Source organism: Rhizobium sp. P43 (assembly GCF_056730705.1).
This window is the reverse complement of the sequence record NZ_CM161539.1, coordinates 642,098-662,595: the sequence shown is the minus strand read 5'-3', so window position 1 is coordinate 662,595 and position 20,498 is coordinate 642,098. Positions and strand designations below refer to the sequence as shown.

At 61.4% G+C, this 20,498-nt stretch carries 21 protein-coding genes and 1 pseudogene; 4 read left to right on the top strand and 18 right to left on the bottom strand.

From position 1 onward, the window contains the following. The first annotated feature begins 8 nt into the window (after positions 1-8). The 3 genes and pseudogenes from AC1PUL_RS03155 (at position 9) to AC1PUL_RS03145 (ending at position 5,126) form a co-directional block, all read left to right on the top strand. Positions 9-3,333, top strand: a pseudogene (locus AC1PUL_RS03155) (efflux RND transporter permease subunit). 153 nt (positions 3,334-3,486) lie between these two features. Further along, a complete protein-coding gene (locus AC1PUL_RS03150; RefSeq protein ID WP_480466579.1) occupies positions 3,487-4,143 on the top strand; it encodes an outer membrane protein in 657 nt (218 codons plus the stop codon). Between the two features lie 299 nt (positions 4,144-4,442). After that, complete coding sequence (locus tag AC1PUL_RS03145; RefSeq protein WP_480468472.1) at positions 4,443-5,126, top strand: Crp/Fnr family transcriptional regulator; 684 nt, start codon at positions 4,443-4,445, stop codon at positions 5,124-5,126. Positions 5,127-5,158: 32 nt separating this feature from the next. Here the strand turns inward: AC1PUL_RS03145 and ureG are convergent, their stop codons facing one another. The 18 genes from ureG to urtA all read right to left on the bottom strand — a co-directional run bounded on the left by ureG (position 5,159) and on the right by urtA (position 19,775). Then, positions 5,159-5,770 carry an urease accessory protein UreG gene (ureG, locus tag AC1PUL_RS03140; RefSeq protein WP_480466578.1) on the bottom strand — a complete coding sequence of 204 codons (612 nt, stop codon included), beginning with the start codon at positions 5,768-5,770 and terminating at the stop codon, positions 5,159-5,161. A gap of 28 nt (positions 5,771-5,798) precedes the next feature. Further along, positions 5,799-6,491, bottom strand: coding sequence for an urease accessory protein UreF (locus tag AC1PUL_RS03135; RefSeq protein ID WP_480466577.1), 693 nt, complete (start codon positions 6,489-6,491; stop codon positions 5,799-5,801). Further along, the gene (gene ureE / locus AC1PUL_RS03130; protein ID WP_480466576.1) at positions 6,478-6,963 is read right to left on the bottom strand and encodes an urease accessory protein UreE; all 486 of its coding nucleotides are present in this window, start codon (positions 6,961-6,963) and stop codon (positions 6,478-6,480) included. Before ureE ends, AC1PUL_RS03135 begins: the two co-directional genes overlap by 14 nt. 65 nt (positions 6,964-7,028) lie before the next feature. Beyond that, entirely contained in the window at positions 7,029-7,883 is an 855-nt protein-coding gene (locus tag AC1PUL_RS03125) for a GGDEF domain-containing protein (RefSeq protein ID WP_480466574.1), read from the bottom strand. 206 nt (positions 7,884-8,089) lie between these two features. Further along, positions 8,090-8,764, bottom strand: coding sequence for a TIGR02117 family protein (locus AC1PUL_RS03120; RefSeq protein WP_480466573.1), 675 nt, complete (start codon positions 8,762-8,764; stop codon positions 8,090-8,092). A gap of 12 nt (positions 8,765-8,776) precedes the next feature. Further along, positions 8,777-9,019 carry a hypothetical protein gene (locus tag AC1PUL_RS03115; RefSeq protein ID WP_480466571.1) on the bottom strand — a complete coding sequence of 81 codons (243 nt, stop codon included), beginning with the start codon at positions 9,017-9,019 and terminating at the stop codon, positions 8,777-8,779. Positions 9,020-9,103: 84 nt separating this feature from the next. Further along, positions 9,104-10,816 carry an urease subunit alpha gene (gene ureC / locus AC1PUL_RS03110; protein ID WP_480466570.1) on the bottom strand — a complete coding sequence of 571 codons (1,713 nt, stop codon included), beginning with the start codon at positions 10,814-10,816 and terminating at the stop codon, positions 9,104-9,106. 5 nt (positions 10,817-10,821) lie between these two features. Next, complete coding sequence (locus AC1PUL_RS03105) at positions 10,822-11,472, bottom strand: Urease operon accessory protein (protein WP_480466569.1); 651 nt, start codon at positions 11,470-11,472, stop codon at positions 10,822-10,824. A 12-nt stretch (positions 11,473-11,484) separates the two neighbouring features. Next, entirely contained in the window at positions 11,485-11,901 is a 417-nt protein-coding gene (locus AC1PUL_RS03100) for a lysozyme inhibitor LprI family protein (RefSeq protein WP_480466568.1), read from the bottom strand. A gap of 36 nt (positions 11,902-11,937) precedes the next feature. Next, the gene (locus tag AC1PUL_RS03095; protein WP_480466567.1) at positions 11,938-12,243 is read right to left on the bottom strand and encodes an urease subunit beta; all 306 of its coding nucleotides are present in this window, start codon (positions 12,241-12,243) and stop codon (positions 11,938-11,940) included. A 20-nt stretch (positions 12,244-12,263) separates the two neighbouring features. Beyond that, entirely contained in the window at positions 12,264-12,518 is a 255-nt protein-coding gene (locus tag AC1PUL_RS03090; protein WP_480466566.1) for a DUF1272 domain-containing protein, read from the bottom strand. An 11-nt stretch (positions 12,519-12,529) separates the two neighbouring features. Continuing rightward, complete coding sequence (locus AC1PUL_RS03085; RefSeq protein WP_006725821.1) at positions 12,530-12,832, bottom strand: urease subunit gamma; 303 nt, start codon at positions 12,830-12,832, stop codon at positions 12,530-12,532. A gap of 21 nt (positions 12,833-12,853) precedes the next feature. Beyond that, positions 12,854-13,675, bottom strand: a complete 822-nt coding sequence (locus tag AC1PUL_RS03080; RefSeq protein ID WP_480466565.1) for an urease accessory protein UreD — start codon at positions 13,673-13,675, stop codon at positions 12,854-12,856. An 80-nt stretch (positions 13,676-13,755) separates the two neighbouring features. After that, a complete protein-coding gene (gene urtE / locus AC1PUL_RS03075) occupies positions 13,756-14,451 on the bottom strand; it encodes an urea ABC transporter ATP-binding subunit UrtE (protein WP_298462777.1) in 696 nt (231 codons plus the stop codon). 261 nt (positions 14,452-14,712) lie between these two features. Continuing rightward, complete coding sequence (gene urtD, locus AC1PUL_RS03070) at positions 14,713-15,468, bottom strand: urea ABC transporter ATP-binding protein UrtD (protein WP_480466564.1); 756 nt, start codon at positions 15,466-15,468, stop codon at positions 14,713-14,715. Between the two features lie 4 nt (positions 15,469-15,472). Beyond that, positions 15,473-16,642 carry an urea ABC transporter permease subunit UrtC gene (gene urtC, locus AC1PUL_RS03065; protein ID WP_480466563.1) on the bottom strand — a complete coding sequence of 390 codons (1,170 nt, stop codon included), beginning with the start codon at positions 16,640-16,642 and terminating at the stop codon, positions 15,473-15,475. Continuing rightward, a complete protein-coding gene (gene urtB, locus AC1PUL_RS03060; protein ID WP_480466562.1) occupies positions 16,639-18,243 on the bottom strand; it encodes an urea ABC transporter permease subunit UrtB in 1,605 nt (534 codons plus the stop codon). Before urtB ends, urtC begins: the two co-directional genes overlap by 4 nt. Positions 18,244-18,485: 242 nt before the next feature. Beyond that, positions 18,486-19,775 carry an urea ABC transporter substrate-binding protein gene (gene urtA, locus AC1PUL_RS03055; protein ID WP_298462785.1) on the bottom strand — a complete coding sequence of 430 codons (1,290 nt, stop codon included), beginning with the start codon at positions 19,773-19,775 and terminating at the stop codon, positions 18,486-18,488. Positions 19,776-20,078: 303 nt separating this feature from the next. Here urtA and AC1PUL_RS03050 point away from each other — a divergent pair, with 303 nt between their 5' ends. Further along, positions 20,079-20,489, top strand: coding sequence for a DUF5680 domain-containing protein (locus tag AC1PUL_RS03050; protein WP_480468470.1), 411 nt, complete (start codon positions 20,079-20,081; stop codon positions 20,487-20,489). The last annotated feature ends 9 nt before the right edge of the window (positions 20,490-20,498 follow it).

The following is a 20,498-nucleotide window of genomic DNA, read 5'->3' as shown; positions in this document are numbered from 1 at the left end:
AAGACGCCATGAACTTCTCTGCATGGTCCATACGCAATCCGATTGCGCCGATCCTGGCCTTCTTCCTCCTGATGGTTGTCGGGATCCAGTCGTTTCTCGCGCTGCCGATCACCCGCTTCCCGAACATCGACGTTCCCCTGGTTGCGATAACGGTAGGCCAGAGTGGCGCCTCCCCGGCTGAACTGGAAAGCCAGGTCACGAAGGAAATCGAAGACGCGGTCGCCTCGATCACCGGCGTTGACGAGATCAACTCGACCGTCACCGATGGCAACTCCCAGACGGTCGTCATGTTCCGCATGGAAGTGCCGACCGAGCAGGCGGTGCAGGACGTCAAGGACGCGATCGACCAGATCCGCGGCGATCTGCCGGCCTCCGTCGACGAACCGATTGTCACCAAGATCGACGTCGAAGGCCAGGCGATCCAGAGCTTCGCTGTCTCCTCGCCGAACATGAACCTTGCCGAGCTTCTCGTGGTTCGTCGATGACACGGTCAAGCGCGCCCTGCAGGGCCAGCCCGGCATCGGTCGCGTTGACCGTTACGGCGGTGCCGATCGCGAAGTGCGAGTTGAACTCGACCCGAACCGCCTCGATGCGCTCGGCGTAACGGCTTCCGACATCTCAAGCCAGTTGAAGGGCACCAATGTCGACCTCGGCTCGGGCCGTGGCCAGGTGGCCGGCGCCGAACAGTCGATCCGCACGCTGGGTGATAACCGCGATGTGGAAAGCCTGGCGAACACGACGATCGCCCTGCCCGGCGGCCGCTTCGTCAAGCTGTCCGACCTCGGCCGTGTCTACGACACCTATGAGGAACAGAAGTCCTTTGCCCGTCATGACGGCAATCCGGTCGTCTCCTTCGCGGTCTTCCGCGCCAAGGGTGCCAGTGAAGTGACCGTGGCCGAAACCGTTGCCGAAAGCCTGGCGACCGTTCGTGCCGAAAACCCCAACGTCCAGATCGAGATGATCGACGACTCGGTCTACTTCACCTACGGCAACTACGAAGCCGCCATGCACACCCTCATCGAGGGGGCGATCCTGGCCGTCATCGTGGTTCTGCTCTTCCTGCGCAACTGGCGTGCGACCCTGATTTCAGCCGTAGCCTTGCCGCTGTCCGCGATCCCGACCTTCTGGGTCATGGACATGATGGGCTTCTCACTGAACCTCGTCTCGTTCCTGGCGCTGACGCTGGCGACCGGTATTCTCGTCGACGACGCGATCGTCGAGGTGGAAAACATCGCCCGACACATCAAGATGGGCAAGACGCCCTATCGAGCGGCGATCGAGGCGGCGGACGAAATCGGTCTCGCCGTCATCGCGACGACCTTCACGATTATTGCGGTCTTCGTGCCGGTGTCGTTCATGCCGGGCATCCCAGGCCAGTACTTCATCCAGTTCGGCCTGACGGTGGCCTTCTCCGTCTTCTTCTCGCTGCTTGTGGCGCGCCTCATCACCCCGATGATGGCCGCCTATCTCATGCGGGCGGAAGACGCGATGGACGACCATCACGACAACGATAGCCTGCCGCTGAAGATGTACACGAAGCTCGTCCGCTTCACGACGCGCCGCTGGTATTCGCGCCTCGGTACGCTTGCCGCTGCCATCGCTTTCCTGATCGGTTCGATCATCCTGCTCGCCGGCGTTCCCGGCAGCTTCATCCCGCCGGAAGACGCGGGCCGTATCGTGCTCTCCGTCGAGCTTCCGCCGAATGCGACGCTGGACGAGACCGAGCGGAAGACCGACGAGATATATGCTGCTATCAAGGACGTGCCTGACGTTGCGAGCGTGTTCATCCTCGGCGGCTCCTCGCCCCGCGGCGATCTGGAACTGCGCCGGGCCAGCGTGACCCTGAACCTCGACAGGATCGAGCACTCGCTGGCCAAGACGCTGGTCAACGGGGGCCTCGGCAGCATTCCGTTGATCGGCCAATATCTCCCGAAGCTTCCCGAGAATGGCCGTATCCGGCCGCAATGGGACGTCGAAGAAGAGGTCTTCGCCAAGCTTGCCGGTATCCCCGATATCCGGATCACCAAGCTCAACGACCGTGGCGAGCGCGACATCACGTTCAACTTCCTCTCCAAGAATGAAGCGGAACTGAACCAGGCAGTCGGCATCCTCGAAGCCAAGCTTCGCCAGGTTCCGGAGCTCGCCAATGTCAGCGCCGACGGCGCCCTGCCCCGTCCGGAACTGCAGATCCGCCCGCGCGCCGATGAAGCAGCCCGCCTCGGCATCACAGCCCAGCAGATCGCCCAGACGGTTCGCGTCGCAACAATTGGTGACGTCGACGCAGCGCTGCCGAAGATCTCGCTCGACAACCGCCAGATCCCGATCCGCGTCCAGGCCTCGCTCGATCTGCGTACCGACCTCGCTGCGATCCGCGCACTGAAGGTGCGTACGGCAAGCGGCGCGACGGTACCGCTGTCGAGTGTCGCCGACATCGACTATGCGGAAGGCGTCTCTTCGATCAAACGTAACGACCGCAACCGTGTAGTGTCGATCGGCGCCGGCCTGCCGCAGGGTGTCGCTCTCGATACCGCAACAGCGGCCTTCCGGACGACGGTGGAAAATGCCGACATTCCGGCCAGCGTGCGCCTTGCGGAAAGCGGCGACGCCAAGATCCAGGCCGAGATGCAGCAGAGCTTCGTCAACGCGATGATCCTCGGCCTGCTCCTGGTGCTGACGGTGCTGATCCTGCTCTTCAAGGACGTGATCCAGCCCTTCACCATCCTGTTCTCGCTGCCGCTGGCCATCGGCGGCGTGGCGCTCGCGCTGATACTGACGAACAATGCGCTCTCCATGCCCGTCCTCATCGGCATCCTGATGCTGATGGGCATCGTGACGAAGAACGCCATCCTGCTCGTGGACTTCGCCATCGAAATGCGCCGTCAGGGCATGCACCGGCTCGAAGCCATGGTGGAGGCAGGCCGCAAGCGCGCCCGTCCGATCATCATGACCTCGATCGCCATGTCGGCGGGCATGCTGCCCTCGGCGCTGGGCGTCGGTGAAGGCGGCTCGTTCCGTGCACCAATGGCCATCGCGGTTATCGGCGGCATCATCGTGTCGACAGTGCTGAGCCTCGTGGTCGTGCCGGCCTTCTTCCTGATCCTCGATGACGTCTCCCGCCTGCTCGGCTGGCTCTTCAGCCGCTTCGTCGGCAAGAAGGAGGAAGAGGAAGAGCCGCTCACGCCGGAAGTCCTGTCCTTCCTCGCCCGCAAGAACGTGCAGGCTTTAGAAGCGATGGAAAAGCGCGTCGCAGCCGTCGAACGCAGCCAGCCGGTCAGCCGCAAGAGCGATGGCAAGGGCAACGTGGTCAATCTACCGCCGCTCGCGGCGGAGTAATCCCAAATCTGGATCGGCCGCCTTCGGGCGGCCGATTTGTTTCCGGCTTGCGCACAATTGGGCCTGCGATCACCCCACACCCTTCAGTCACGCACAAGGTATTTGGCGCAACTTATATGCGCATTTCACTTTGTTTTGACGACGAGGAATACCGTGAGATATTTGATCATCATGGCCGTCCCCCTCATGGCTGGCTCTGCATCAGCCTTCGACACGGCCTTAACGGGTACACATGCCCCACCCTCTGATCTGCGGGACGGGTCCTACGACTGGTCCGGCGGTTATGCCGGTATGGCTGCCGGATACGGCTGGATGGACGGCCACTTCGAGACGGCAGGCTATCCACCGGCTCAGTCCGAACTGGATGATTCCATCCTCGGCACCTTCGGTGGTTTCAACATCGCCCTGCACCAGGATGTCATCGTCGGTCTCGAAGGCGATATTGAATACAATTTTCAAAACGTTACCGTCAGTTCGACCTTTGGAACCTTCAATGGCGGCGTCGATGTTCAGGGCTCTGCGCGAGTGCGTCTCGGTTACGCACTTGACCGTCTGCTTCTCTACGGCAGTGCCGGCTGGTCTGGCGCCCATCTGGAGGCAACCCTAACAGGTGTGGGCGAGGCCTCGGGCAACTTTACTGGCTACACGCTTGGCGCAGGTATCGACTATGCTGTAACCGACGCGATCTTTGGCCGGATCGATTATCGCTACACTGACTACAGCAGAGGCAGCATCATTTTCGGCCCTGCATCCGTGAATGCGGATCTGGTCCAGCAGACAGTCAAAGTCGGCGTCGGGATCAAATTTTAGACTGAGGCCTTCCCGTAGCCATGCAACATCCATGACGGGCGCTGCGGAAACGCAGCGCCCGTTGTACGTCCCGCATGCTTTCATCAATCGTCATATACCGATGGCCATTTGATCGAAATCAATCCACGCTTCCCCGAGGCGCGCTAATATGCCCGGACTGGAAAGGGCACGTTCACCCGGACCTGCAGAAGACGCGCATCTGCGATCTAGTTCTCTCAGGCAGGGGGACCGCAGAGGTGAAGCGGCGACCGCAGCGGTGGAGGCCCTGATGCAGTTGTGGATGGGGAGCCGTGAAGACCGTGAACAAGATCCTGAGACTGAACGCCCGCGACAAGAACACGCTTTTGCGAACCTCATTCTTGTCCCAACTGGGCCCGACCGCGATGGCCTCAATGATGGAGATTGCCAATATCTCCAACTATGAGGCGCGCGAGGTGCTCTTCCGGGAGGGCGAGCCTGCCGACTGTTTCTACAGCGTCCTCACCGGCTATGTACGCCTCTATCGTCTCAACAAGGACGGGCGAGAAGCCGACATTCGCATCTGCGGCCCAGGAGATACCTTTTCCGAATGCCTGCTGGCGCTCGGTGATCGCTACCTCTACAACGCACAGGCAGCCGAACACGTGACGCTTGCACGTTTTGACCTGCAGCGCGTTCGCTCGCTTGCCGAGCGGGAGAGCGATGTGGCGAAGGCCATCATTCGCTGCCTGTCGGATCATCTGCGCACGACCATGGACTGCATCGCCAATGACCGGCTGCAGACAGCCCCGCAGCGGGTCGCCCATTATCTCCTCACCCATTGCAACACCGAAGGCGGTCCGGCCTCGATCCGCCTGCCGTTCCAGAAGAGCCTGCTCGCTGGCAAGCTGGGCCTGGCTCCCGAGGCGCTGTCCCGTGCCTTCTCAGCCCTCAAGCGGTGCGGTGTCGTCGTGCGTGGACGCACCATCCAGATCAGCGACGTCAACGCGCTCAGGCAGATCTGACCCGGCTTGATAGACGCTACCGTCCGCTTCGCTCAGAGCCCCCCACTCTGCTGCAGGAAGCTGACGATCCGATCGACGCCATTTCCGCGCTTCAGATCGGTAAAGACGAACGGGCGTTCGGAGCGCATCCGCCCGGCATCGCGCTCCATCACCTCCAGATCAACGCCGACATGCGGCGCCAGATCGGTCTTATTGATGACCAGGAGGTCGGAACGGGTAATCCCCGGCCCGCCTTTGCGTGGGATTTCCTCACCCTGACACACCGAGATCACATAGAGGGTGATATCGGCGAGGTCAGGCGAGAAGGTCGCTGCGAGATTGTCGCCACCCGATTCAATGAACACGACATCGAGATCCGGGATCCGTGCGTTGAGATCGGCAATGGCCTTGAGGTTGATCGAGGCGTCCTCTCGGATCGCCGTATGCGGACAGCCACCTGTCTCAACCCCGACAACCCGATCAGAACTCAGCGCCTGCATCCGGATCAACGCATCAGCATCCTCGCGCGTATAGATGTCATTGGTGACAACCGCGACGGAATAGTTGTCGCGCATGGCCTTGCAGAGTTTCTCGGTCAGGGCGGTCTTGCCGGATCCAACAGGTCCGCCGATACCGACGCGAAGGGGGCCATTCTTCGATTTCATCATCTTCGTCCTGTGTAAATGCTTTCGCCTAGGATTGGAAAAGGCGGGAATACTGGGCTTCATGCCGCATGCTGAGGGTCTCAGCGATGATGGTTCCCGATCCGAGATCGTCGAGGCCAAGCTTGGAATATCGGGAGGCGGCGTCCAGAAGCAGGCTCTCCGATGCAGCAAGAATTGCCACCCCGCGGGTCTGTCCAATCACGCCAAGGCGGATCGCGACCGAAACATATTGCGATACCTGGGCATGCAGAAAGGCGGCAAGCGCATCGGCGACACTCACGCCATTCGCGGCGGCCATCGCACCGACCGCGACACTGTAGGGCACAGAACCTGAGAGATCCTCGAAGAGAGGATGCGGCCAGGCGCTGGCGGCCTTAAGAAAGGCCTCGCCAAGCCGCATGATTTCGCCATAGCGTTCAGCAGAGCCTGCAAGCGCGGCACCAAGCTCCACCAGCTCGGCAAGCGACCGGCCCTCGCTCTGGCACCGATGCGCCTCGGAGAGCAGGATCGCATCATTGCGCATCCCGCCATCGCTGATCAGCTCCTGTAGCCAGGCCTCGACCGCATCACCGTCCGCGACATGGCCTTCGACGATTGCGCTTTCAAAGCCGCCCGAGTAGGAGAAGCCGCCGACTGGGAAGGCCGGCGACAGCCAGGCCATCAGCCTGAGCAGCGCCTGTCGCCCGGCAAGTCCCTCATAGGCCGCCTCAGCCATGGCCATGTCCGGCCTCATGATGGCCCGCATGGGATCCGTGGCCGCCATGGGCGTGATAGGCACCGCGCACCGGCTGAAACGGCTCCACCACCTCCCTCACCTCGGCACCGAGGCCGGCCAGCATGTCACGGATGACGTGGTCGCGCTGGATCAGGATACGGTCAGTCTCGACCTGCGCGGAAAGGTGCCGGTTGCCGAGATGCCAGGCAAGTTCGATCAGATGAAGGGTACCGCGTGCCCGGATTTCGAAGAGCCGCTCCTCCGCAGCCTGGATCTCGATCGTAGTGCCATCGTCCAGCAAAAGCCGGTCTCCATGGTGGAAGAGCACCGGCTCCTTGAGGTCGAGCATGACCATGTCGCCATTGTCGAGATGCAGGAGTTTGCGCCGCAAGTGTCGTCCATCATGCGGAAGGACCACCACCCCATCAGGCGCATCGCTGATGAACCCGGCAGGTTTGAAAGACGTGGCGCGCTGCATGAAATCTCCGACATGGCTGTTCTTTGAACCATGCACAGAAAGCGGGCAAACGGCAAGATCGTTCTTCAGTCGCGCTGTCCGATGGCAGCAAAAAGCCGTGCATCATCAGCGACATGTTCAGGCGGAGCCGGATCGATGATCGTCAACGAATTCTCATGCACGACCCTGTCCCGACCGCTTTTCTTGGCAAGATACAGCGCCTTGTCGGCCCAAGCATAGGTGACTTCCGGACGCTGGCCAGGCCGGAATTCCGCTATACCGGCGGAGATCGTGACGCTCGGTCCCATATCGTGAAAACTGCCGCGCTCTTGCCCGATCCGCAAGCGTGCCTCTTCGACCAGCGCCAACCGCTCTGCCAGCGTCCCACCCCGCAGAATGACCCCGAATTCCTCACCACCAAGCCGGGCCACCAGATGCGGCTCACCGAACACCTCATTCAGCATGCCAGAAATCGCCTGGATCACCCGGTCGCCGGCCTGATGGCCGAAACGATCGTTGATCGACTTGAAGCGATCGATGTCGATGATCGCCAGCGAGGCATTTTCCTCGACATTCGCGACCGCGTCATTGAAGCCGCGCCGGTTGGCAAGTCCCGACAGGCTGTCAGTGCGACTGAGGCGCTCGAACTCCCTGCGTGATCTCAAGAGATCCCGAATGACGAAGCCAGCAACCAGGGCAAGCCCGCCCGAGAGCAGACCGGCAAACAGCCAGGAAAAGGCGACCATCAGTTTGACCAGGTCTGCAAATGGGATCTCCTCAAACGCCACCGTCGAGAAGAGCGGCAGCAGACAGATTCCGGCCAGGCTGGTAACGATCACGGAGCGAAAGCTGACGCGAAAAGCAAAGCTCCAGACACCCTGTGGGGTGTCGAAATCCCCCAACTCGATCTGCCGCCAAAGCTCTTTGCCGATGCGACTCACCGTCCGCTCCTTCACTATCAGGCCTACTGGCTTAGGCCTCGCCCGTTGGCCAAATCCTAATGCAACCCTTCAAATGTTATCGATCTGCCGATTGATTGAGGCGCTCCCTAAAATGGATCGAGAAGCGATCAAGGGATGGCAAATCGTGTGGACGACTGAGCGCAGAACCCGGAAAAGGCCGGGATCCGTCGGAAGCTACGGATGCCTCAGCTGCCGTTATGGAGGTCGAGGGAAAGGTCGAGGAATTGCGGCAGCGGTGTCCACCATCCGGTGCGCAGACCGGCCACCCGCAGCATGTCTGCCGTCCATGTATTGCAGCCGACAAAGGCATTGAAAGCACCGTGCGCCTCGAAGAAGGCGTCGTCCAGACCATAGGCTGCGCCGGGGATGGGCACGGGCACACCGGCATCGCGGACGAAGCTCGCACGAATGGCCTCGATCATCCGGCTACGCCCGTCCTTGGAGATCGTCAGAACTCGAACGGAAGGGTGGTCCTGATCTATCTGACCTGCGACCGAGACATGCAGGACGGAGCGATCCACGGTCAGCGCCTTCAACACCGGCAGCGGTCGGATATCGCCCCAGGTCGGCGTCTCGATATAAAAGGAGCGTCCGCCCCAGCCGATGATCAGGTATTCGACGCCGGGCATATCCACCGGCAGACCGGCCGGGATGAGATCGGCAAAGGCCGCCCGCACCTCGTCATCAACAGGCAGAGCGATGTCGGTGTGGATGGGATTGGCAAGCAGCAGGATCTGTGTTTCGCCCTGGACGGCAGCTTCTGCCGGCGCGGTCACAGGCCGGGGAACGACTGTTCCCAGCACCACAAGCAAAAACAGCAGGGCAAGGGTGGAGCCCAGCATTCGCAAAAAGCGTGTCAATCGCATGAGATCCTAGTCTGCAAGATCGAGTCGGGCTTCGATCCGTTGAACTTGCTCGACAAGGCGATCGATCCGCAAGCCCATCTCGGCAACGCCTCCGGCATCAGCGCCTTGGTCGCGGCGCAAACCGGCCAAGCCGATTTCCATCCGGGTCAGGCGCTGCCCCTGCTCCTGCATCGTACCGCGCATCTCACGCAAATCGCTGCGGATGGCGCGCAGATGCTCCAGCACCAGATTGTTCACATCTCCGGTCACGGCCGACCTCCAGATACAGACAATCGAATGATACAGCAGAGGGGGCAGGCTGCAACCCAGGATCAACCGCCGTCAGCACCTGGATCAGAACAGGAAATATCGCTGTGCCATCGGCAGCTTGGTCGCCGGCTCGCAGGTGAGGAGTTCACCGTCGGCGCGGACTTCATAGGTTTCCGGATCCACTTCCACATGCGGCGTCAAGTCATTGTGGATCATTGACTTTTTCGAGATGCCGCCGCGCGTGTTCTTGACCGCCACCATCTGCTTCGCTGTACCCAGGCGATTGGCAAGCCCCGCGTCAAGCGCGGCCTGGCTAACGAAGGTGACGGAGGAGTTCGTGCGTGCCTTGCCATAGGCGCCGAACATCGGACGGTAATGCACCGGCTGCGGCGTCGGGATCGAGGCATTCGGATCGCCCATCGGCGCGGCGGCAATCATGCCTCCCATCAGGATCATGTCCGGCTTCACACCGAAGAAGGCCGGGTTCCAGATCACGAGATCGGCGCGCTTGCCGACTTCGACCGATCCGATCTCATGGGAGACCCCATGGGCGATCGCCGGGTTGATCGTGTATTTCGCGATATAACGCTTGGCGCGCATATTGTCGTTGTCGCCGGTCTCAGAGGGCAGCGCGCCGCGCTGGCGCTTCATCTTGTCGGCCGTCTGCCAGGTGCGGATGATGACTTCGCCGACGCGGCCCATGGCCTGGCTGTCCGACGAGATGATCGAGAAGGCACCGATATCATGCAGGATGTCTTCCGCCGCGATGGTTTCCTTGCGGATGCGGCTTTCGGCAAAGGCGATGTCTTCCGGGATCGACGAGGACAGGTGATGGCAGACCATCAGCATGTCCAGATGCTCGGCAACCGTGTTGACCGTGTAGGGCCGCGTCGGATTGGTCGACGACGGGATGACGTTCATCTGACCGCAGATCTTGATGATATCAGGCGCATGCCCGCCGCCCGCTCCTTCCGTATGGAAGGCATGGATCGTGCGGCCACGGATGGCGTTGACGGTATCCTCGACGAAGCCGCTTTCATTGAGCGTATCCGTGTGGATCATCACCTGCACATCAAACTGGTCGGCCACCGAAAGGCAGCAGTCGATGGCAGCAGGCGTCGTGCCCCAGTCCTCGTGCAACTTCAGCGAGGTAGCACCGCCCAGAACCATTTCCTCAAGCGCGCCGGGCAGCGAGGCATTGCCTTTGCCGGCAAAGGCGAGGTTCATCGGGAAGGCATCGGCGGCCTCGATCATCCGGGCAATATGCCACGGACCGGGCGTGCAGGTGGTGGCAAGCGTTCCATGCGCCGGTCCCGTGCCGCCGCCGAGCATGCAGGTGAGGCCGGACATCAGCGCCTCCTCGATCTGCTGCGGGCAGATGAAATGGATATGCGCATCCATGCCGCCGGCGGTGACGATCTTGCCCTCGCCCGCAATCGCCTCCGTCCCCGGACCGACAATGATGTTGACATCAGGCTGCGTATCCGGATTGCCGGCCTTGCCGATTGCAACGATACGGCCGTCCTTCAGTCCGATATCGGCCTTCACGATGCCCCAGTGGTCGAGGATCAGCGCATTGGTGATGACGGTGTCGACGGCGCCGTTGGCGCGCGTCACCTGGCTCTGGCCCATGCCGTCGCGGATGACCTTGCCGCCGCCAAACTTCACCTCTTCGCCATAGGTGGTGAAATCCTTCTCCACCTCGATGAACAATTCCGTATCTGCAAGACGCACCTTGTCGCCCGTGGTCGGACCAAACATCGAAGCATAGGCGGCGCGGGACATCTTGAAGGACATGGGCGTTAGGTTCCTTGGGCGAGGGAGGAAGCAAATAGAGGTTGCAGCCGCATGATGCGGCCGCTGGCGATATGCTGGTCAACGAGGCGCCGTTCGGCCTCGAAGGGATGGCCATCCCAGCCACTGTGACCGAAACCGGCAAGCAGGATGGTGTCCTTGGCATGCTCGGGGTCTAGAAGCAGCGCCTGGATCACCACCATGCCGCTGGACGGCACGACATACGGTTCCGCATCAAGCGCCATCAAGGTCTTGTCCAGCGCCTCATGAACCGCGCGACTGATGATCCGGTGCTGCTTGCCCTTCGCCGTCGCAAAGGCCTCGAAGCCGTCGGTGTAATCGTCGCAGAAATCGTCGAGTTCGGGATGGCTGATGGCCAGATCCGGCTTCAGGTCGGCAAACTTCTCCGGATCGCGCACCGACCAGATCTCGGCAGTACGACTGACGGCCTCGCTGTCACGCCAGGCCGGATCGGCCAGCATAGCGGCCCCGGGACGACCGGTGTTGCAGACGGCGATGATATCGGTCTTGCGCCCTGCCGAACCGAAATTGCGGCTGCCGTTGAAGCGGATCACCAGGTCCGCCGCATCGATCAGGGGGGCTGCCCCTTCATGCACCGGGCCATTGCCCACGATCATGATCTGTCTAGCCCGAGCCATCGCGTGTCATCCTCAATAGAGCCCGACCAGCGATTTCAATTCTTCCGTACGGCGTGTCGTCAGATCCGCAAGGCAGGATGAAACCATCAATGGCTGCATGGAACCACCTTCGACCGAGTAACCTTCGACATCGCAGGCCGCGTCGCGATAAGCGAGCCAGGCACGCTGCGAAGCCAGAAGCCGCTTGGCTGCTCCATTGTCGTCCGAGGGCGGCGACGCCTTGTCCCATGCAAGCATGGCGGCGCGCGTCTCGGCCCATTGGGCGTTCATGGCGGCATCGGCTTTTCGATAGTCCTCGGCCGCACACTGGTTCATGTCGGCCTGGGTCTGGGCATTGTTGCAATCGACGTCCCGCACGTCCTCACCCGAGGCCGGCGCGTCTTGTAGCAATACGCAACCGCAGACCATCAGGATCACGCTCCAGTTCATCGCTCGCCCCATACCCGTGCCCCCGCCTTGCCCATCTCAGAGGCTTCCCATGATCTGCTGGCGAAAACCGTAGACCTCCCGCTTGCCCGACAGCGGGATCAGCGTCACCTGGCGCGTCTGGCCGGGTTCAAAACGCACGGCCGTGCCTGCGGGAATGTCGAGCCGCATGCCACGCGTCTTTTCACGCTCGAATATCAGCCCGGCATTGGTCTCGAAGAAATGGTAGTGGCTACCCACCTGCACCGGGCGGTCACCGCTGTTCGACACCTCGATCGTAACCGTCGGATGGCCGGCATTCAGTTCGATTTCGCCAGGTGCTGCAATGATTTGACCGGGGATCATCTCTCTCTCCTTCAGCGGATTCAGGCGGCACGCGAAGGCTGGCAACCTTCGGCTTTCAGGATGCGTTTGGTGGACGCCGGATTGTTGGCGAGTTTAGCGGCAGGCCGCACCGGCCGGCGCACCAGTTCTCCACCGCAATTCGGGCAGATGCCAGAAAGCGTGGTCTCAGCACAATCCGCGCAATAGGTGCATTCGAAGCTGCAGATCATCGCCAGGCTCTCCGGCGGCAGATCCTTGTCGCAGCACTCGCAGTTCGGTCGAAGCTCCAGCGCCATGATCTCGGTCCTCAGCGAATGGGTTCGTGCACGGTGACGAGCTTCGTTCCATCGGGAAACGTCGCCTCGATCTGCACGTCATGGATCATCTCGGCAATGCCTTCCATCACCTGGTCGCGGGTGATGACATGCGCACCGGCCTCCATGAGATCGGCCACGGCGCGGCCGTCGCGCGCACCTTCGACGACGAAATCGGTGATCAGCGCAATGGCTTCCGGATAGTTGAGCTTCACGCCCCGTTCGAGCCGCCGCCGGGCGACCATGGCCGCCATCGCGATCAGCAGTTTGTCCTTTTCCCGCGGCGTCAGATTCATGCGTGCTCCAATCCGTGATCGTCAGAGATTCCAGACTTTTGGCACAGACGCGCCCCCGCGCAAGGCCGAAATGACGGGCAACAGGATTTTTCTCAGGGCAAAGCCGTCAGCCGCAGCAACACGGGCAACAAGCTTGCCTTGCCAATGACTTACGCCGCCCATTTCTTCACCGATCTGCTCACGAATTGGGCGAACGAGCGCTTCGGCACGAGGGCTGACAAGGATCAGCGTGGCGAAGGCCACGCGCCCGGCCAGCACCGCCGGCGAGGCTGCAAGACGGCCCACCTCTCCCTCGAGTTTCAGCTCTTCGGCATGCAGCAGTTTTCCGCCCTGCCGGATCCGCCAGCGGTCACGCACGAGACCGGTATTCATCGCCTCGCCCATGGCTTTCCGTCCGAGCAGGATCGCCTCGACCGCGAGGAACTCGGCCCCCTCGGCAAGATCGACCTCCAGCCGCCGGGTGAGCGACGCATTGTCGAAGAGAATGCTTTCCTGCGGCAGCCAGTGCATCCGGGCGCCCTCGCCCACCTCGATCCGGGTGGTGATCGCACCGGTCCCAGCTGACGCCTTGTAGATCTTCTCGCAGGCTTGGGTCGTGACGGTCAGAAAGCTGCCGGGACCGGCGCGAAAACTCCAGTCGAACTGGTCACCGCCCGTCACGCCGCCGGACGTATTGATCGTCACGGCTTCAAGCTCGTCGGTAAAGCTCTCCGGCAACCGGATCTTCGCCGCACCCTCCTGATAGAGTTCGGCAATCCGTGTCCGTCCGCCGAGGAATTTGGTCACAAGCCGAGCAACCCCGCGCGACCGCTGCGCACGCCCCGCCTTCACCGGAACAGTCATCAGATCCACCGCTCAACCGCCTCCATGAAACTCGTCAGACGACTGGCGTCGCATGATTTTCGCATCGAGACAAGGCGAACTCATACGGTCAGATGGCGCCGCGCCTCAGGCGTATCGAGCGTTTCGGCTGCACCCTGATGGACGATCTCGCCGCGATCCATGATGTAGACATAGTCCGCCAGCTCCCGGCAGAAATCGAGATACTGCTCGACGAGCAGGATCGCCATGCCGGTCGTGTCGCGCAGGTAACGGATCGCCCGACCGATATCCTTGATGATCGACGGCTGAATGCCCTCGGTCGGCTCGTCGAGCACAAGGATCTTCGGCCGTGTCACCATGGCCCGCCCGATCGCAAGCTGCTGCTGCTGGCCGCCGGAAAGGTCCCCCCCGCGCCGCGACAGCATCGAATCAAGCACCGGAAACAGACTGAAGATGTCGTCGGGGATATAACGATCCTTGCGGTCGAGCGGCGCGTAGCCGGTCTCGAGGTTCTCCTTGACCGTCAACAGTGGAAAGATCTCGCGCCCCTGCGGCACATAACCCACCCCATTGCGCGCCCGGTTGAACGGCGCCATGCCGTTGAGCTTCTGGCCGTTGAAGGTGATTGTGCCGGCAGACACCGCATGCTGGCCGGTGATGGCACGCAAGAGCGACGACTTTCCGACCCCGTTTCGCCCGAGCACACAGGTGATCTTGCCCATTTCGGCATTGATCGAGACCCCGCGCAGGGCTTGCGCTGCGCCGTAGTGGAGATTGACGTTTTCGACTGTCAGCATGGCAGACCTCCGCTAGCGGTGAGGGTCCTGACACCACCCCCCTCTGCCCTTCCGGGCATCTCCCCCTCAAGGGGGGAGATCGGAAGACGGCTAACGCCGCAGACCGAACGAACCGCTGAATATGTTTCTAGTTTTCGTGCGCCCCGGACGCGCGGTATGAGGTCATGAGCGATCAGCCGAATACCGATCTCCCCCCTTGAGGGGGAGATGGCCGGCAGGCCAGAGGGGGGTACCCAAACGGCAACGTCAGACATCATCCCATCACCGCCCCAGATAGTTCTCGATGACCTTCTGGTCATTCGAGACGAAATCGATCGAGCCTTCCGCAAGCACGGAGCCTTCCGCCAGACACGTCACCTTCACCCCGAGGTCGCGGATGAAGCCCATGTCGTGTTCGACGACGACGACGGAGCGGGTCTTGGCGATCTCCTTCAAGAGAATGGCCGTCTCCGCCGTCTCGGCATCGGTCATGCCGGCGACCGGCTCGTCAACGAGCAAAAGCTTCGGCTCCTGCGCCAAAAGCATGCCGATCTCCAGCCACTGCTTCTGGCCGTGGGAGAGATTGGCAGCGAGCTCATCCTTGCGATGCGTGAGCCGCACCGTCTCCAGGATCTCCTCGATGCGTGCCTTGTCCTCGGCCGTCAGCCGATAGAAGAGCGTCGCGAAGACACCGCGATTGCGGTTCAGCGCCAGTTCAAGATTGTCCCAGACGGTATGGCTTTCGAACACCGTCGGTTTCTGGAACTTGCGGCCGATCCCGAGCTGGGCGATCTCGGCCTCGTCCTTCTTGGTAAGGTCGATCTTCCCGCCATCGAAGAAGACCTCGCCGCTGTCTGGCCGGGTCTTGCCGGTGATGATGTCCATCATTGTCGTCTTGCCGGCGCCGTTCGGGCCAATGATGGCACGCAACTCGCCGGGTTCGACGATGAAGGAGAGCGAATTCAGTGCCTTGAAGCCGTCGAAGGAGACGGAGACACCGTTGAGATAGAGCAGGCTGGACGTGGTCTTGTCGCTCATCACATCACTCCGCAGCCACGGGGGCCGATTGGGGTTTTACGTCAGCGTTCGCCGCGTCCTTGTCGGCGGCATCGCGGAACTCCTTGCGGCGTGCCAGATACTGCTGGACCGTCCCGACGATACCCTTCGGCAGGAAGAGCGTGACGCAAATGAACAGCGCGCCGAGTGCAAACAGCCAGAGATCGGGGAAGGCGCCGGTGAAGTAGCTCTTGCCGACATTGACGAGGATCGCCCCGATGATCGGCCCGATCAGCGTGCCGCGCCCGCCGACAGCAGCCCAGACCACGACCTCGATCGAGTTGGCCGGATCGAATTCGCCGGGGTTGATGATGCCGACCTGCGGCACGAAGAGCGCACCGGCAATGCCCGCCATCATCGCCGAAACGACGAAGGTGAAGAGCTTGATGTTCTCGACCCGGTAACCCAGGAAACGCACACGGCTTTCCGCATCGCGCACGCCGACCAGCACCTTGCCGAACTTCGAACGAGTGATGCCGGACGCAATCACGAGGCAGAGCGCCAGGAAGATCGCCGAGAGCGCAAACAGCACCGCGCGCGTTCCATCCGCCTGGACCGAGAAACCGAGGATTTCCTTGTAGTCGGTAAGGCCGTTATTGCCGCCGAAGCCCATGTCGTTGCGGAAGAAGGCGAGCATCAGCGCATAGGTCATCGCCTGGGTGATGATCGAGAGATAGACGCCGTTGACGCGGGAGCGGAAGGCAAACCAGCCGAAGAAGAAGGCGAGCAGGCCGGGCACGATCAGCACCATCGCCATGGCGACGGGGAACATGTCCATGCCATGCCAGAACCACGGCAATTCCTTCCAGTTTAGGAAGACCATGAAGTCGGGCAGAACGGGATCGCCATAAACGCCACGCGATCCGATCTGGCGCATCAGATACATGCCCATCGCATAACCGCCGAGCGCGAAGAAGGCGCCGTGGCCGAGCGAGAGGATGCCGCAGTAACCCCAGACGAGATCGAGCGCCAGCGCCAGCAGCGCATAGCAGAGATACTTGCCCATCAGCGACATGACATAGGTCGGCACATGCAGCGGGCTGTCGGGTGGTGTCAGCAGGTTGAGCGCCGGAACGAGCAGAGCGAAAGCGAGGAGAATGCCGACAGCAATCAGGATCTTGCCTTCGAGTGCACGCAGGATGAAGCCGGTAATCATGCTTCCACCGCCCTTCCCCTGAGCGCGAAGAGGCCGCGCGGACGTTTCTGAATGAAGAGAATGATCAGCACGAGCACGAGGATCTTGCCGAGCACCGCACCAACCGAGGGTTCGAGGAACTTGTTGAGAATGCCGAGCGACAGAGCGCCAACCAGCGTACCCCAGAGATTGCCGACCCCGCCAAAGACCACGACCATGAAACTGTCGATGATATAGGCCTGACCGAGGTTCGGAGAGACGTTGTCGATCTGGGAAAGCGCCACACCGGCGATCCCGGCAATGCCCGAACCAAGCGCAAAGGTGAAGGCATCGACCCAGGGGGTGCGAATGCCCATGGACGACGCCATGCGGCGGTTCTGGGTGACGGCGCGCATCTGCAGGCCGAAGGCGGACTTCTTCATCAGCGCGAGCAGCGCAAAGAAGATGGTCAGCGAGAAGAGCACGATCCAGAGGCGGTTCCAGGTGATCGTCATGCCGCCGAGCGCAAACGAGCCGGACATCCAGGAGGGGTTGCCCACTTCCTGGTTGGTCGGGCCGAAGATGGTGCGCACGGTCTGCTGCAGGATCAGCGAAATGCCCCAGGTGGCCAGCAGCGTTTCCAGCGGACGGCCATAGAGGAAGCGGATGACGCCTCGCTCGATGACGAGCCCGATCAGCGCCGTCATCAGGAAGGCGACGGGCAAGGCGATGGCCAGCGACCAGTCAAAAAGTTCCGGATAGCTGGTGCGGATCACCTGCTGCACCACGAAGGTGGAATAGGCGCCGATCATCACCATCTCGCCATGCGCCATGTTGATGATGCCCATGACGCCGAAGGTGATGGCGAGGCCGATGGCCGCGAGCAGCAGCACGGAGCCGAGCGAAATGCCATACCAGACACTCTCGGCGGTATCCCAGAGCACCAGCTGGCTTTCGATCTTCGAGACGGCGGCATCGAGATCCGACCGCAGCGCTTCGTCAATCGTGCCGGAGACCGAGAGCAGGATGCTTTTCGCCGGACGACCGCCGATCGAAGCGACGGCCTCGATGGCGCCCCGCTTTTCCTCGATCGAGCGGTCCGAGGCCAGGATGGACACGGCCCGGGCCTGCTCCATCCGTGACTTGACCTCCGGATCCGTTTCCTTGGCAAGCGCGGCCTCGACGAGCTCGAGATTTTCGGCACTCGGAGACTGCAGCACCGCCTGGGCAGCGGACAGACGCACATCCCGGTCCGGGCTGAGCAGCGTCAGACCGCCAAGCGCAGAACGGATCGCGCGGCGGAGATTGTTGTTCACCTTGATCTTGGTAAAGGCGCTTTTCGGCTCCTCGCCGACAGTCTCGCCCGTCAGTGGATCGATCGCAGCAAGATTGCTGCCCGCAGCCTTGGTGATGAAGACGGCACCGTCCGACTTGCGGACGAAGAGTTCCCCCTCAGCAAAGGCTTCCAGCGCCGGCACGATGCGCGGATCCCCGGTCGCGGCGATCTGCCCGATCAGCTCTTCGGCCTGCTTGAAATTGGCCTTGCCGAGTGCGTTGAGGAGATCCTTCGGATCGCTCTGCGCAAAGGAGGGCGCGGCAAGTGCGAGGAAGGTGAAGAGGAGTGTGATGAAACGAATGAGCATTCTGTATCCCCCGGATGGCTGGCGGCGAGCTTGAGGAAGCCCTCATCCGCCTGCCGGCACCGCCTCCCTGATGACCGGGGAGACGGGCTAATTCCGCTGAAGGCTGGTTCGAAAACACCCTCCCCTTGAGGGGGAGGGTCGAACCGAAGGTTCGGGGTGGGGTGACACCCTGAAGACATCACCCCCACCCATCGCTGCGCGATGACCTCCCCCCTCAAGGGGGAGGTGGGAGAAGGCGATGATCAGCTGCCCTTGCCGCCGCACTTGCCGGTGGCAACGTTGAAGTTGCCGCATTCCATCGGCTTGCGCCAATCAGCGATCAGGTCCTTGGAGTCGGGCAGATAGTCGGACCACTCGTCACCGACGACGGCAGGCGTTTCCTGAACGACTTCGAACTGGCCGTCGGCCTGGATTTCACCGATCAGAACCGGCTTGGTGATGTGGTGGTTCGGCATCACGGTGGCATAGCCGCCAGTGAGGTTCGGAACCGTCACGCCGATGATGGTATCGAGAACTTCGTCGGTCTCGGTGGTGCCGGCAGCTTCGACGGCCTTAACCCAGGCGTTGAAGCCGATATAGGCAGCTTCCATCGGGTCGTTGGTCACGCGCTTCTCGTTGCCGGTGAAAGCGTGCCAGGTCTTGATGAACTCGGCATTGGCCGGGGTGTCGACGGACTGGAAGTAGTTCCAGGCAGCGAGGTGGCCGACGAGCGGAGCAGTGTCGAGGCCGGCGAGTTCTTCTTCACCGACGGAGAAGGCGACGACCGGGATGTCTTCGGCCTTGATGCCCTGGTTGGCGAGTTCCTTGTAAAACGGAACGTTGGCGTCACCGTTGATGGTCGAGACGACGGCGGTCTTCTTGCCAGCCGAGCCGAACTTCTTGATGTCGGAGACGATGGTCTGCCAGTCGGAATGACCGAACGGCGTGTAGTTGATCATGATGTCTTCTTCGGCAACGCCCTTCGACATCAGATAGGCTTTGAGGATCTTGTTGGTCGTCTGCGGATAGACGTAGTCGGTGCCAGCGAGAACCCAACGCTCGACGCCTTCGTTTTCAGCGAGGTAGTCGACGGCCGGGATCGCCTGCTGGTTCGGAGCGGCACCCGTGTAGAAGATGTTGCGCGAGGATTCTTCACCCTCGTACTGGACCGGGTAGAAGAGGATCGAGTTCAGCTCTTCAAAGACCGGCAGAACGGACTTGCGCGAAGACGAGGTCCAGCAACCGAAGACGGCCGCAACCTTGTCCTTTTCGATCAGCTCCCGGGCCTTTTCGGCAAACAGCGGCCAGTCAGAAGCCGGGTCGACAACGACGGCTTCAAGCTTCTTGCCGAGAACGCCACCCTTCTTGTTCTGCTCTTCGACGAGCATCAGCATGGCGTCCTTCAGCGTCGTTTCCGAAATCGCCATCGTGCCGGAGAGCGAGTGCAGAACGCCGATCTTGATCGTGTCTTCCTGGGCAAACGCACCGTGGAAGGCCGTCGTCGACAGCATGGCGCCGAGCAGCGCGCCAGTCAGTTTCATCTTCATGGACATTGTCGTGAACCCCTCTTCTTGTCCGCAACCGGTCGGTTAATGGAATTTAACCGTTGCTGAAGGGGACTATCCGATGCTGCGTCGCAAAACCGTATACGTCGTTTGACGTAGGTCAGGGGGTAAAAGGGGGCCATGCGGGGGAACCGAGGCGGCAGGGGCAGACATCCAGGCGAAAAACCCTTCAAATGCAGGGTTCCCGCCACCCAGATCCTACCGTATGTTCACCATATGTTCGAGAAACCAATGGAGAGGGTCGTGGATAAACTCGCAGAGTTCATCATCGAAGCCAAGGCGCTGACCTATATGAGCGGCAAGCACCCGCAGCCCGTCCCCTCCCGCCCTGGGGCCAAGGATATCACCCATGAGAAGGGCAGCTTTCGCTATCTCGACAGCCATTTCGGCGGCACCGATTTCCTCGGCCAGGAAGTCGTCTGGCAGGACGAAGTTCCCGTCTGGGCGATGAACTACTATGGCAGGATCATCGACCCGGCTCGCTTCGACGGCGAGCGCGCAGGCATCGTGATCAAGCAAGCGCTCACTGCGCTTTATCAGGAAAAGCGCTTTCTCGGCGACTTCACCTATCAGCATGCCCTCGGCGAATACATCGATCAGTCCATGGGTGACTATCGCAGTTTCCTCGGTGTGGAACGAATCCTCGTCGCGGACAGGCTGGTCTATCAGCTCGATTATCAGGGAGGTCTGATCAAGCCCTGACGGGCCTTG